Here is a 13,234-nt window from a genome sequence, read left to right as displayed (position 1 = left end):
GACAGGGGCCGATCGCGCCGCGAGGAACTACCGGCGTTGGTGGACCCGTACGACCCGCAGCGCGGGCGAACGCAGGATGTCCCGCTCGCAGAACCGGGACGTCACCCACCGCTCCGCCGAGTACAGCCCGGTCTGGTCGCTGTAGTGCGCCGATCCCGGGTCGGAGGACTGGGAGTACGTGAGCAGGGTGCGCGCGACCGGGCACCCGCTGCCGTCCCAGCCGACCGCCTGGATGTAGCTGGAACCGGCCGACACCTCCCGGTAGCCACCGGAGGCCGCGTCCCACAGCGGCTCCGTCTTGTTCCAGATGCCGAGCGACTCCGTACCGCCACCGATCGGGATGCGCCTCCCGTTCCGCTCCACCGACTGGTGCCGGCCCAGCGGGGCGTCCAGTGCGATCCCGGCCGCCCGCAGTTCGGCCACCGTGTCGGCGAGCGCCGTGGCGACGCCGGGCGCCGAGGTGTTCAGCGTGTTCGGCGTCCCGACCGGATCGGCGGGGGAGAAGGGCACCTTCCACAGCTCGGCCCCCGCGACCGCGGCCGTCGCCCGGCGCCAGAACCGGTCGAAGAGCAGCGCGCCCCGGCTGCCGGTGTCGACCTTCCGGTCCCAGCGCCGCAGCACGTCGCACGCCGCCGACACGTCGACCGCCCCGCCGTCACTGCCGACCGCGCTGCCACCGGGCAGCGCCGCACAGGCCGCCGCCAGGTCCCCGGCGGCCAGATCACCGGCCGGTGCGCGGTTCGCGAACTGCTGGTGCTGCAGATCGGCCACGGTCAGCCGGCCCTTCGCCGCCATCGCGGACACGTCCTCGATGGCGCCCCGGGTCCGCAGCGAGCGCTGCGTGCCGATCGTGCCGAACACCCGCTCGTAGCCGGTCAGCGGCGCGGCCGCGTTCGTGAGCCAGGCACTGTCGTTGGAGTTCTCCACGTACGGGGCGTCCTTCACGGTGGGCATCCGGCCCGGACCGAAGATGCCCGGCTGCACCGCGTCCCGGTCCGACCCCGGCGCGCAGCCGCTCCGCGAACCGTCCAGCACCGCCAGCCCGGACGAGGGATACGTCGCCCTGCCCAGCGCGGTGGAACAACGCTCCGCGAGCTCGTCCGTGATCCTCGGCAGCACCTGCGACTGCGAGAAGAACGAGTGCCCGGACGAGTCGGCGGCGATGGTGTTCACCCACGGCAGCCCCTGGGTACGGCGCAGTGCCGCCGCGATGTCCGCGGTGCTGCGCGCCAGGCTGAAGCCGAGACCGGCGTCCGCGAACCGCAGATTCACCGAGTTCGGGTCGTTGAGCGCGTACACGGTCGTCGCCGTCCAGGGCAACGGCAGCCCGGCACCGAGCGAGGTGACCACCGGCCCGTAACGGGTCGACCACTGGGTGCGGGTCACGGCCCCGCCGCCCTTCACCGGGACCGAGACCGTCCGCTTCGTCATCCGCTCGGGCCTGCCATCCACCAGATACACGGTCGGATCGGCCGGATCGAGGGTGAGCTGATGGAGATTGAGCGGCACCCCGGTGGCGACGGTGTGGCTCCACGCGATGTTCGCGTTGTGCCCGATCGACATGGTCGGTGCGCCGAGCAGTGAACCGCCCGAGACGTTCAGCTCGCCGGGAATCGTCTGCTGGGACTGCCAGAACCGCCGCCCGCCCTGCCACGGGTAGTGCGGATTGCCCAGCAGCAGACCCCGCCCGTTCGCCGTCGTGTCACCGCGGAACGCGACCGCGTTGGAGCCCATGTCCGCGTTCTGCGTCGACAGCAGCCGCCGGGCCGCCTCCGCCACGTCACCCGGCGACGGGACCTCGGGCACCTGTGCCGGCCCGGTGGGCGGCCGGGCTCCGGTGATGCCGTCGATGCCGCGCCCCTGACCGCCGAGCACCGAGAGCGCGTAGCCGCGCGCCACCACGTCCAGCGCCGTCACCGGCCGCACCCAGTCGGCGCCCCGGCAGGCCGGGTCCTCGATCCGGTTCTGTGCCAGCCACGCGTTGTAGCCGGCCGCCCAGCCGCGCTCCAGCTCCCTGACGTCATGGCTCTGACCCGCCGGAGCGGGCGTCTTCAGCAGCTTCTCCAGGGTGTGGCTCTCGCGGACCGAGCGGAAGTACAGATCGCTGGAGAGGTTCTTCGTCGCGGAGGACAGCGAACCGTCCGCAGCCGCGTCCGGACCGAAGTACCGGGACCGCTCGCCGCGCAGGGTCACGAAGCCGTCGGCGAGGTTGCACACCTGGTCGGCGGCCTGGGCCCAGCCATTGCCGAAGCCCAGGCTCGCGTAGTCCTTCGCCACGATGTGCGGGATGCCGTACTCGGTGTACCGGATGGTGGCGGACAGCCCGCCACTCGACGGACGGTGGGAGCGCGGGCCGTCGGCCGCGGCGGGCGGCAGCGACGCCGAAACGGTGAACAGCGCGAGGCCCGATATCGCGAGAAGTCTCAGACGGTTGCGGAGAGGCAACGGATCTCCCAACTGCGCGGGTGTGAAAGGCGGTTGCCCGAGGATTCGGACCGCCACGCGCCACTCAGCCAGCACCCGGGCACCCCTGTCAACATCCACACCGCCATCAGGACCCTTGACCCCCGGGTTCCGGCCGCACAGGATCACGCCATGACAGGTGTACGGAGCAGCACAGTCGACGGAGTCGTGGCCCGCAGTGCCCGGCGCACCCCCGACCGCATCGCCCTGCGGTACGCGGACAGGTCATGGACGTACGCGGAACTCGACGCGGCCGTCAGCACCGCAGCCGCCGTCCTCGGCGGCGAGCACGGACTGCGCCCCGGCGACCGGGTCGCCTGCTACGCGCACAACTCCGACGCGTATCTGATCGGCTACCTCGGCTGCGCCCGCGCGGGCCTGGTCCACGTGCCGGTCAACCAGAACCTCACCGGCGACGACCTGATGTACATCCTCGAACAGTCGGGCAGCGCCCTCGTCCTCACCGACCCGGACCTCGCCGAACGGATTCCGGCCGCGTTCCCCGTACGCCCGCTGCGCAACGCACCGGACTCCCTGCTGGCCGCGACCGCCGTCCCGCGCCCCTTCGTCCCGGAACGCGAACCGGGCGCGGCGGACCTCGTCCAGCTGCTCTACACCTCGGGCACCACCGCCCTGCCCAAGGGCGCGATGATGACCCACGGCGCACTGGTGCACGAGTACGTCAGCGCGATCACGGCGCTCGACCTGCGGGCCACCGACCGGCCCGTCCACTCGCTGCCGCTCTACCACTCCGCGCAGATGCACGTCTTCCTGCTGCCCTACCTCGCGGTCGGGGCGCAGAACACCATCCTCGACGCACCCGACGCGGACCGGATCTTCGACCTTGTCGAGACCGGGCAGGCGGACAGCGTCTTCGCCCCGCCGACCGTCTGGATCGGCATCTCCCGGCACCCCGGCTTCGCCACCCGGGAACTCGGCGGTCTGCGCAAGGCGTACTACGGCGCGTCGATCATGCCCGTACCCGTGCTGGAGCGGCTCCGCGAACGACTGCCCGCGCTCGCCTTCTACAACTGCTTCGGACAGAGCGAGATCGGCCCGCTCGCCACCGTCCTGGGACCGGACGAGCACGAGGGCCGGATGGACTCCTGCGGCAGGCCCGTGCTCTTCGTCGAGGCCCGGGTCGTCGACGAGGACGGCAAGGAGGTCCCGGACGGCACGGCCGGCGAAGTGGTCTACCGCTCACCCCAGTTGTGCGAGGGCTACTGGGACAAGCCCGAGGAGACCGCCGAGGCCTTCCGCGACGGCTGGTTCCACTCCGGCGACCTCGCGGTGCGCGACGCCGACGGCTTCCTCACCGTCGTCGACCGGGTCAAGGACGTCATCAACTCCGGTGGCGTCCTGGTCGCCTCCCGGCAGGTCGAGGACGCCCTCTACACCCACCCCGCCGTCGCCGAGGCCGCCGTCGTCGGACTGCCCGACGAGCGCTGGATCGAGGCCGTCACCGCCGTCGTGGTGCTGCGCGGCGACGCGACCGCGGCCGAACTCATCGACCACGCCCGCGAACGGCTCGCCCACTTCAAGGCCCCGAAGAAGGTCCTCTTCGTGGACGAACTGCCGCGCAACGCCAGCGGGAAGATCCTCAAGCGGGAGCTGCGCGACCGGTTCGCGTAGGGCGTCGGCCGCCTTCGGGTCCGGGGCGGTCGGCGAAGGAGCGGCGGGCAGGTCCGGCCCGTCACTCCGGGGCCCCGGCCCCGTCCCCGCCGCGCTCGTCCACGATCCGCCGGAACTTGCCGACCGAGCGCTCCAGCGTCTCCGGATCGACGATCTCGACCCCGACCGACACCCCGATCCCGTCCTTGACGGCCGCCGTGATCGACGCCGCGGCCGCCGCCCGCTGATCCGGGGTGGCCTCCGCGCGCGCCTCCGCCCGTACCGTCAGCGCGTCGAGACGGCCCTCGCGGGTCAGCCGCAGCTGGAAATGCGGCGCCACCCCCGGGGTGCGCAGCACGATCTCCTCGATCTGTGTCGGAAAGAGATTCACACCGCGCAGGATCACCAGATCGTCGCTGCGCCCGGTCACCTTCTCCATCCGCCGGAACACCCGGGCCGTGCCCGGCAGCAGCCGGGTCAGGTCGCGCGTCCGGTAACGGATCACCGGCATGGCCTCCTTGGTCAGCGAGGTGAAGACCAGCTCGCCCTCCTCTCCCTCGGGCAGCACCTCGCCGGTGAACGGGTCGACGATCTCCGGATAGAAATGGTCCTCCCAGATGTGCAGCCCGTCCTTCGTCTCGACGCACTCCTGCGCCACACCCGGCCCCATCACCTCCGAGAGCCCGTAGATGTCGACCGCGTCGATCGCGAACCGCTCCTCGATCTCGCGCCGCATCTCCTGCGTCCACGGCTCGGCACCGAAGATCCCGACCTTCAGGGAGGTCGAGCGCGGATCGACACCCTGCCGTTCGAACTCGTCCAGGAGGGTCAGCATGTACGACGGGGTCACCATGATGATCTCGGGGCGGAAGTCCTGGATCAGCTGGACCTGGCGGGCGGTCATGCCCCCCGAGGCGGGGATGACCGTGCAGCCGAGCCGTTCCGCCCCGTAGTGCGCGCCCAGTCCGCCGGTGAACAGCCCGTACCCGTACGCGACATGCACCTTCTGCCCGGGGCGCCCCCCGGCGGCCCGGATGGAACGGGCCACCACGTCGGCCCAGGTGTCCAGGTCCCGCCGGGTGTAGCCGACGACGGTCGGACGGCCCGTCGTCCCGCTGGACGCGTGGATCCGGCTCACCTGTTCCTCGGGGACGGCGAACATGCCGAAGGGGTAGTTGTCCCGCAGGTCGGCCTTGGTCGTGAAGGGGAAGCGGGCGAGATCGGCGAGCGTACGGCAGTCGTCCGGGCGCAGCCCGGCCCTGTCGAACGCCGCCCGGTAGTGGCCGACGTTCTCGTACGCGTGGTGCAGGGTGGCCCGCAGCCGCTCCAGCTGGAGTGCCGCCAGTTCGTCCCGGCCCAGCCGTTCCGCCTCGTCCAGCAGGGACGTCATCGGGATCTCCCTCTTCCGAGCAGGCGACCGATCATTCGGTCGATCTTTCGGTAGCAGTAATTCAGTATGTTCCGTCCGATGGCAAGAGGGGCGACGCAGCTGATCCACATCGCGGCTTCGCTCATACCGAACACGGCTGCGCCGCCCCTCGGGCGCTGTTTGGATGGCGGGCATGCCGATCTTCCACGCACACGACGGGACCGAACTCGCCTACCGCCTTCTGGGAAAGGGCGCACCGCTGATCTGTCTGCCCGGCGGACCGATGAGGGCCGGTGCGTACCTGGGAGACCTCGGCGGACTCTCCGCCCACCGGCAGCTCGTGGTGCTCGATCTGCGCGGCAGCGGAGACTCCGCGACACCCGAGGACCCGACGAGCTACCGCTGCGACCGGCTGACCGAAGACATCGAGGCGCTGCGGAAACACCTCGGCGAGGAGCGCGTCGACCTGCTCGCCCACTCCGCGTCCGGGAACCTCGCCGCGCTGTACGCGGCCCGGCATCCACAGCGGCTGCGCACGCTCACACTCGTCACCCCCGGCACCCGGGCCGTGGGCATCACGGTCACCGACGGAGACTGGCGCGAAGCGAGCGAACTCCGCCGCGGTGAACCGTGGTTCGCCGACGCGCACGCCGCCCTGGACGACTTCCTCGCGGGCCGCTCCCCGGACCGCGCCGCCGTCGCGCCGTTCGCCTACGGGCGCTGGGACGAGACCGCCCGGGCCCACGCCGCGACGGGTCCCGGACAGACCAACTCCGCTGCCGCGCCCGTGTTCTACCAGGACGGCGTCTTCGACCCGGCCGCCACGAACGCCGCCCTGGCGGCGGTCACCGCACCGGTCCTCGTCCTCGCCGGGGAGTACGACGCGGGACCGACTCCGGACCGGGCCGCCGAACTGGTCGCGCTCTTCCGGGACGCCGAATTCGTCGTGCAGCGCGGCGCCGCGCACTTTCCCTGGCTGGACGACCCGGGTGCCTTCGTCCGTACGGTGGCGGCCTTCCTCGATCCGGAAGTGCACAGTGTGCAGGCCGGCGGCACCAGACTCGCCCATCGGGTGTGGGGGGATCCGTCCGCGCCACCCGTCGTGCTCGCCCACGGTCGCTGCGGCGACAGCCGCACCTGGATCCCGATCGCCGAACGCCTCGCGGCCGAACACCGGGTGTACGCCTTCGACTTCCGCGGCCACGGGCTCAGCGACTGGCCCGGCCGCTACTCCTTCGAGCTGTTCCGGGACGACCTGCACGCCTTCCTGGAGGCCCGCAACCTGGCCGGAGCCACCGTGATCGGGCATTCCATGGGCGCCGCTGCCGCCTGTCTGCTCGCCGAACGGGAACCCGGGCTGATCGGCAGGCTCGTCCTGGAGGAGATGCCGCCGCCGTTCCCGCTCGATCCGCCGCGCGACTGCGCCGAACGGCCCGACGGGGAACTCGACTTCGACTGGCCGGTGGTGCCGTCGACCGACGCCCAGCTGAACGCGCCGGATCCCGACTGGTCGGAACGGCTCGGCGCGATCACCGCCCCGACCCTCGTCATCGGCGGCGGCCCCACCAGCCGGATCGCCCAGGAAAGGCTGATCTGGATGGCGGGGCGCATACCGGACGGCCGGTTCGTCACCATCGACGCCGGACACCTCGTACATACCGACCGGCCGGAAGAATTCCTCGCGGAGCTACGGGCGTTCGGCCTGTCCTGAGTGTGCCGCGGGCGCCGGCGACGGGGTCAGACGCGGTGCAGCAGGGCGGTCAGGACCTCGTGGAGGGTGCTCTCGGCATCCGCCGCGGGGCCCGTCGACCGCCAGGCCACGAAACCGTCGGGACGCACCAGCACGGCACCCTGCGCCGTCGTCCCGTGGAGCTCGGCCCAGTCCGCGCCGTTCTCCGGCTCCAGATCGGCGCCCGGGCCGATTCCGTACGCCTGGAGCCGTACTTGGAGCCGGTCGGCGACCCGCGCGGCCGCCCGCCGCCACGCCACGTCCGCACCGTCGGTGAGCAGCACCGGCGTCTGCTCGTACAGATCCAGTGTGGACTTGCGCTCGCCGCCCTGATGGACCCACAGATGCGGCGCGCGACTACCCGGTTCACCGTTCAACTGCACTCCCTGCGGCACCACCTGCTGCTCGGGATCGGTGCCCAGCACCGCGCCGCGGACATAGCGGTAGCCCAACGCCACACTGAGCATGCCGCCCTGCTTCCCGCCGCCCACGCCCGGCGCCGCCGAGTACCCCGGGTGGCTGTGCTCGCCGGAGCGCGCCGAGGCCCGTGCGCTCGTCGCCCGCGCCACCGGCAGCCGCTCCGCCTCGTAGGTGTCCAGCAGGCCGGGGCCCGCCTCGCCCTTCAGCACGGTGGCGAGCTTCCATGCCAGGTTGTGCGCGTCCTGGATGCCGGTGTTGGAGCCGAACGCCCCGGTGGGCGACATCTCGTGCGCCGAGTCACCGGCGAGGAAGACCCGGCCGGAGGAGTACCGCTCGGCGACCCGCTCCGCGGCGTGCCACGGCGCCTTCCCGGTGATCTCGATGTCGATGTCCGCGGCGCCGACCGCGGTACGGATGTGCTCGGCACACCGCTCGTCGGTGAAGTCCTCCAGCGTTTCGCCGAGTTGGGGATGCCACGGCGCGTGGAAGACCCACTCCTTCTTGTTGTCGACCGGCAACAGGGCACCGTCCGCTGCGGGGTTGGTGAGATAGCAGACGATGAACCGCCGGTCGCCCAGCACATCGGCGAGCTGCCGGGAGCGGAAGGTGATGCTGACGTTGTGGAACAGGTCGCCGGGGCCCGTACGGTCGATGCGCAGCTGCTCACGGATGGGACTGCGCGGCCCGTCCGCCGCGATGAGGTAGTCCGCGCGCACACTGATGTGCTCGCCGGTCTCCCGGTTCTTCAGCGCCGCGTCCACCCCTGCCGGGTCCTGGTCGAAGCTCTGCATCTCGGTGGAGAACCGCAGGTCACCGCCCTGCTCCCGGGCCTGCTTCAGCAGCACCGGCTCCAGGTCGTTCTGGCTGCACAGGCACCAGCCGGTCGGGCTGAACCGGGCGATCCCGCCACCCGGGTCGATCTCCTTGAACAGCCACTCCTGGTCGTCACCGGTGAGCGAACCGGCTTGCAGGATGCCGTGGTTGTCGGCGAGGACCGACGCCGCCCGCCGGATGCCCGCCTCGGCGCCCGCCGTACGGAACACCTCCATCGTGCGGACGTTGTTGCCGCGGCCTCGCGGGTGTGTCGAGGTGGCCCGGTGCTTCTCGACCAGCAAATGCTCGATACCGAGCCGGCCGAGGAATAGCGAGGCGGACAGGCCCACCAGGGAGCCGCCCACGATGAGGACCGGTACGCGAATGTCGACGTTCTCGTTCATCAGTTGCTCCAGCTCGGACGCCGTTCGGATGCATTGTTCAATGCCCTGGTGAGAGCGGTTCGGACGCCCGCTCACCTGAACGGTTCATAAATCTCGCGCCACCCGGACCAGCGTTTCACGATCGGTCACGGAGACGACGCCCGCGGTCATGGGGGGCGGACCAATCACATCCGCCGGGAGAGTCCCCGCTCCGAATCCACTCGCCAACCGACGGTTGACGGTTTGCCACCCGGCTCGACCACGAAACCGTCTCGAAGGAGATCGAAAGATGACCACCACCCTCTCGGAACGGATCTCCCAGTCCGCCTTCGACGGTTCCCGCCTGCGTGTCGTGCTGCTGCTGGACCTCTACGACGGGGCCCAGAAGGAGTTCCTGGAAGCGTACGAGCACCTGCGCAATCAGGTGGCATCCGTCCCCGGGCACATCAGCGACCAGCTGTGCCAGTCCATCGAGAACCCTTCCCAGTGGCTGATCACCAGCGAGTGGGACAGCGCGCCCCCGTTCCTCGCCTGGGTGAACAGCGAGGAGCACGTGGCGACCGTCCAGCCGCTGCACAACTGCGTGCGTGACACCCGGTCGCTGCGCTTCAGCGTGCTGCGGGAGACCGGGAGGGCCTTCGAGGTGGCGCCCGAGCCGGCCAAGGGCCGCCTCCAGGCGTCCCCGCGCCTGGGCGACGGGGTGGTGCGCCACGCGCTCACCTTCACCGTCAAGCCGGGCACCGAGGACATCGTGGCGAAGATCCTCGCCGACTACGACTCCCCCAACGCACGGGTCGACGAGGACACCCGACTGCGCCGCACCTCGCTCTTCATGCACGGAAACCGCGTCGTGCGGGCCGTCGAGGTCGAGGGCGACCTGCTCGCCGCACTGCGTCACGTCGCCCGGCAGCCCGAGGTCAGGGCCGTCGAGGAGGCGATCAACCCGTATCTGGAGCAGGACCGGGACCTCAGCGACCCGGACTCCGCCCGGATGTTCTTCACCCGGGCGGCGCTCCCCACCGTCCACCACGTCACCGCCGGCCGGCACAAGGCCGAGGACGTCCGCCGGCACGCGCTCTTCTACCAGGCCAAGGAGGGCTGCGGCATGGCACTCGCCCGGCTCCTGGCCGAGCACGACGAGGAGGCGGCCGACGACCCGGCGAGCATCATCGACAGCAGCACCATCTTCCAGCGTGACGACGTCGTCGTCCGCCTGCTCGAAGCGGTCGAACCCATCGACGCGCAGCCCGCCCAGGCGGTGGGCATCGACGGCGCCGGCAAGGTGGCCAGGCTCGGGCGTCTCCTCGACGGCGGCAACAACGCCGTGCCCACGGACGAGCAGGGCATCTCGCGCTTCCTGGAGCGGTCCGAGATGACCCTGATCACAGATCGGCGGGCCAAGGAGTCCTGAACCGCGCATCCGCACCCTGGGGGGTTCTCGCTCAACCCGTCATTACAACGCGCAATGCGCCAGGAGGAAAGCAGTCATGACCATGCACCGGCCACGCATCGTGGACCTCAGTGAGACGCAGCCCAACCGCAGGCGTGGAGGAGACCTCCGCGCCATGCTCACCCCGACGGCGGTGGGAGCCACCAGTGGCTTCATGGGGCTGGCGATCGTTCAGCCCGGCGACCGCATCGGCGAGCACTACCACCCGTACTCCGAGGAGTTCGTGTACGTCGTGAACGGGCTGCTGGAAGTGGATCTGGACGGTGAACCGCACCGGATGCGGCCCGACCAGGGCCTGCTGATCCCTCCCCATGTACGTCACCGATTCCGCAACGTGGGCGATGTCGAGGCCCGCATGGTCTTCCACCTCGGCCCGCTCGCCCCGCGCCCGGAGCTCGGCCACGTCGACACCGAGCACACCGAATGCGCCGACCGCGTCGCACCTCCGGAACGAACGGAGGCCGCCTCATGACCCGCCGCGTGGCGGTCACCGGCGTCGGCGTCGTCGCCCCGGGCGGCATCGGCGCGCCGGCCTTCTGGGACCTCCTCGCGAACGGACGCACCGCGACCCGGGGCATCACACTCTTCGACCCGGCCGGCTTCCGCTCCCGGATCGCCGCCGAGTGCGACTTCGACCCGGCGGCGCACGGGCTGGACACCGACACCGTCGAGCGGTCGGACCGCTACATCCAGTTCGCGATGGTGGCGGCCAGGGAGGCCCTCGGTGACGCGGGCCTCGACCCGGAGAAGGTGGACCCCTGGCGCATGGGGGTGTCGCTGGGCACCGCCGTCGGCGGCACCACCCGGCTGGAGCACGACTACGTCGCGGTCAGCGAGCGCGGTGCGCGCTGGGACGTCGACCACCTGCCCGCCGGTCCGCACCTGGAGCGGGCCTTCTCACCCAGCTCGCTCGCCTCGGCGGTCGCCGAGCAGGTCGGTGCGCACGGCCCGGTGCAGACCGTCTCCACGGGCTGCACCTCCGGCCTGGACGCGATCGGGTACGCCTTCCAGTCCATCGAGGAGGGCCGCGTCGATGTGTGCATCGCCGGGGCGTCCGACTCACCGATCACCCCGATCACCGTGGCGTGCTTCGACGCGATCAAGGCCACCTCGGCGAACAACGACGACGCGGAGCACGCCTCCCGGCCGTTCGACGCGCGCCGCGACGGCTTCGTGATGGGCGAGGGCGGGGCGGTCCTCGTCCTGGAGGAGCTGGAACACGCCCGGGCCCGCGGCGCCACCGTGTACTGCGAGATCGCGGGCTACGCCACCTTCGGCAACGCCTACCACATGACCGGGCTGACCGCGGAGGGCCTGGAGATGGCCGAGGCGATCAACCGGGCGCTGGGCCACGCCCGCATGGACGGCTCCCAGATCGACTACGTCAACGCGCACGGCTCGGGCACCAAGCAGAACGACCGGCACGAGACGGCCGCCGTGAAGCGGGCACTGGGCGCCCACGCCTTCGACATCCCGATGAGTTCGATCAAATCCATGGTCGGCCACTCGCTGGGGGCGATCGGGGCGATAGAAATCGCGGCCTGCGTGCTCGCCCTGGAGCACCAGACCGTGCCGCCCACAGCGAACTACGAGAGCCCCGACCCCGAGTGCGACCTCGACTACGTGCCCCGCACCGCACGCCCGATGAAGCTGCGCAGCGTCCTCTCGGTGGGCAGCGGTTTCGGCGGCTTCCAGTCCGCGGTAGCCCTGACCCGAACAGGTGGGAGGACACCATGAAAACCCGCAAAGCCCGGCGCACCGTCGTCACCGGCATCGGTGTGGTCGCCCCCAACGGCAACAACACCGAGGCCTTCTGGAAGCGGACGCACGAAGGAATGAGCGTCCTGGACCGGGTCACCCGCGAGGGCTGCGAGCACCTGCCCCTGCGGGTCGCGGGCGAGGTGCGGGGATTTGAGGCGGTCGAGCTGATCGAGGAGCGCTTCCTCGTCCAGACCGACAAGTTCACGCACTTCGCGATGGCCGCGGCGGACATCGCACTGGACGACGCCCGGCTCGGCCGCGCCGACTACGAGAACACGCCCTTCGACATCGGCGTGGTCACCGCGGCCGGGTCCGGCGGCGGCGAATTCGGCCAGCGGGAACTCCAGCGGCTGTGGGGACAGGGCTCCACCTATGTGGGCCCCTACCAGTCGATCGCCTGGTTCTACGCGGCCAGCACCGGCCAGATCTCGATCCGCGGCGGCTTCAAGGGGCCGTGCGCGGTCGTGGCCAGCGACGAGGCCGGCGGTCTGGACGCACTGGCGCACGCCGCCCGTTCGATCCGCGGCGGCACCGAGGCGGTGGTGGTCGGCGCGGCGGAGGCCCCGCTGGCGCCCTACTCGGTCGTCTGCCAGCTCGGGTACGAGGACCTGAGCACCGTCGAGGATCCCACCCGCGCCTACCGGCCGTTCACCTCGGACGCCTGCGGCTTCGTGCCGGCCGAGGGCGGCGCCATGCTGGTGGTCGAGGAGGAGCAGTCGGCGCGCCGGCGCGGCGCCAAGGTGCGGGCCGAACTCGCCGGGCACGCCGCCACGTTCACCGGAGCGTCCAGGTGGGAGGAGTCCCGGGAGGGCCTCGCCCAGGCGATCATCGGCGCCCTGCGGGAGGCCGACTGCGCGCCGGACGAGATCGACGTCGTCTTCGCGGACGCCCTCGGCGTACCCGCGGCCGACCGCGCCGAGGCGCTGGCGATCGCCGATGCGCTCGGTGCGCACGGCAAGCGGGTGCCGGTGACGGCGCCCAAGACCGGGATCGGCCGGGCCTACTGCGGTGCGCCGGTGCTCGACACGGCCGCCGCGGTGCTCTCCATGGAGAACGCGCTCATACCGCCCACACCGAACGTCTTCGAGGTGTGCCACGACCTCGATGTCGTCACCGGCTGTGCCCGCCCCGCCGAACTGCGGACGGCGCTGGTGCTCAGCCGCGGGCTCATGGGCTCGAACGCGGCGATCGTGCTGCGGTGCTCCACCGACCCCCGAACGTGAGAAGGAGAAGTC

The 13,234-nt window shown here is 71.3% G+C and carries 9 protein-coding genes; 6 read left to right on the top strand and 3 right to left on the bottom strand.

All coding sequences use genetic code 11. The features are described from left to right. Positions 1-27: 27 nt before the first annotated feature. Complete coding sequence (locus ABZ622_RS20460) at positions 28-2,445, bottom strand: penicillin acylase family protein (RefSeq protein ID WP_360545026.1); 2,418 nt, start codon at positions 2,443-2,445, stop codon at positions 28-30. A 150-nt stretch (positions 2,446-2,595) separates the two neighbouring features. On the opposite strand from ABZ622_RS20460, the gene ABZ622_RS20455 reads away from it, so the two are divergent. After that, the gene (locus ABZ622_RS20455; protein WP_360545024.1) at positions 2,596-4,095 is read left to right on the top strand and encodes an acyl-CoA synthetase; all 1,500 of its coding nucleotides are present in this window, start codon (positions 2,596-2,598) and stop codon (positions 4,093-4,095) included. A gap of 61 nt (positions 4,096-4,156) precedes the next feature. Here ABZ622_RS20455 and paaK read toward each other — a convergent pair whose 3' ends face one another. Beyond that, on the bottom strand, positions 4,157-5,464 hold the full coding sequence (gene paaK / locus ABZ622_RS20450; RefSeq protein WP_360545022.1) for a phenylacetate--CoA ligase PaaK: 1,308 nt from the start codon (positions 5,462-5,464) through the stop codon (positions 4,157-4,159). 172 nt (positions 5,465-5,636) lie between these two features. Between paaK and ABZ622_RS20445 the strand changes: the two genes are divergently transcribed. Next, complete coding sequence (locus ABZ622_RS20445; RefSeq protein WP_360545020.1) at positions 5,637-7,154, top strand: alpha/beta hydrolase; 1,518 nt, start codon at positions 5,637-5,639, stop codon at positions 7,152-7,154. A gap of 26 nt (positions 7,155-7,180) precedes the next feature. On the opposite strand, the gene ABZ622_RS20440 is transcribed toward ABZ622_RS20445, so the two are convergent. Further along, the gene (locus tag ABZ622_RS20440; protein WP_360545018.1) at positions 7,181-8,809 is read right to left on the bottom strand and encodes an FAD-dependent monooxygenase; all 1,629 of its coding nucleotides are present in this window, start codon (positions 8,807-8,809) and stop codon (positions 7,181-7,183) included. A gap of 268 nt (positions 8,810-9,077) precedes the next feature. On the opposite strand from ABZ622_RS20440, the gene ABZ622_RS20435 reads away from it, so the two are divergent. The 4 genes from ABZ622_RS20435 to ABZ622_RS20420 all read left to right on the top strand — a co-directional run bounded on the left by ABZ622_RS20435 (position 9,078) and on the right by ABZ622_RS20420 (position 13,222). After that, on the top strand, positions 9,078-10,199 hold the full coding sequence (locus ABZ622_RS20435; RefSeq protein WP_360545016.1) for a SchA/CurD-like domain-containing protein: 1,122 nt from the start codon (positions 9,078-9,080) through the stop codon (positions 10,197-10,199). A gap of 76 nt (positions 10,200-10,275) precedes the next feature. Further along, on the top strand, positions 10,276-10,710 hold the full coding sequence (locus tag ABZ622_RS20430; RefSeq protein ID WP_360545014.1) for a cupin domain-containing protein: 435 nt from the start codon (positions 10,276-10,278) through the stop codon (positions 10,708-10,710). Next, on the top strand, positions 10,707-11,975 hold the full coding sequence (locus ABZ622_RS20425; protein WP_360545012.1) for a beta-ketoacyl-[acyl-carrier-protein] synthase family protein: 1,269 nt from the start codon (positions 10,707-10,709) through the stop codon (positions 11,973-11,975). Before ABZ622_RS20430 ends, ABZ622_RS20425 begins: the two co-directional genes overlap by 4 nt. Further along, positions 11,972-13,222 (top strand): ketosynthase chain-length factor, encoded by a 1,251-nt coding sequence (locus ABZ622_RS20420; RefSeq protein ID WP_360545010.1) that lies wholly within the window; start codon positions 11,972-11,974, stop codon positions 13,220-13,222. Before ABZ622_RS20425 ends, ABZ622_RS20420 begins: the two co-directional genes overlap by 4 nt. Positions 13,223-13,234 lie beyond the last annotated feature (12 nt).

This window comes from Streptomyces sp. NPDC007164 (genome assembly GCF_040634135.1).
Classification (GTDB): Bacteria; Actinomycetota; Actinomycetes; order Streptomycetales; family Streptomycetaceae; genus Streptomyces; species Streptomyces sanglieri.
This window is presented reverse-complemented; position numbering and strand designations above follow the sequence as displayed.

Coding starts and splice junctions, on each gene's coding strand:
- paaK (WP_360545022.1), bottom strand. CDS start 5,464: ATGACGTCCCTGCTGGACGAGGCGGAACGGCTGGGCCGGGACGAACTG.
- ABZ622_RS20455 (WP_360545024.1), top strand. CDS start 2,596: ATGACAGGTGTACGGAGCAGCACAGTCGACGGAGTCGTGGCCCGCAGT.
- ABZ622_RS20420 (WP_360545010.1), top strand. CDS start 11,972: ATGAAAACCCGCAAAGCCCGGCGCACCGTCGTCACCGGCATCGGTGTG.
- ABZ622_RS20440 (WP_360545018.1), bottom strand. CDS start 8,809: ATGAACGAGAACGTCGACATTCGCGTACCGGTCCTCATCGTGGGCGGC.
- ABZ622_RS20430 (WP_360545014.1), top strand. CDS start 10,276: ATGACCATGCACCGGCCACGCATCGTGGACCTCAGTGAGACGCAGCCC.
- ABZ622_RS20425 (WP_360545012.1), top strand. CDS start 10,707: ATGACCCGCCGCGTGGCGGTCACCGGCGTCGGCGTCGTCGCCCCGGGC.
- ABZ622_RS20435 (WP_360545016.1), top strand. CDS start 9,078: ATGACCACCACCCTCTCGGAACGGATCTCCCAGTCCGCCTTCGACGGT.
- ABZ622_RS20445 (WP_360545020.1), top strand. CDS start 5,637: ATGCCGATCTTCCACGCACACGACGGGACCGAACTCGCCTACCGCCTT.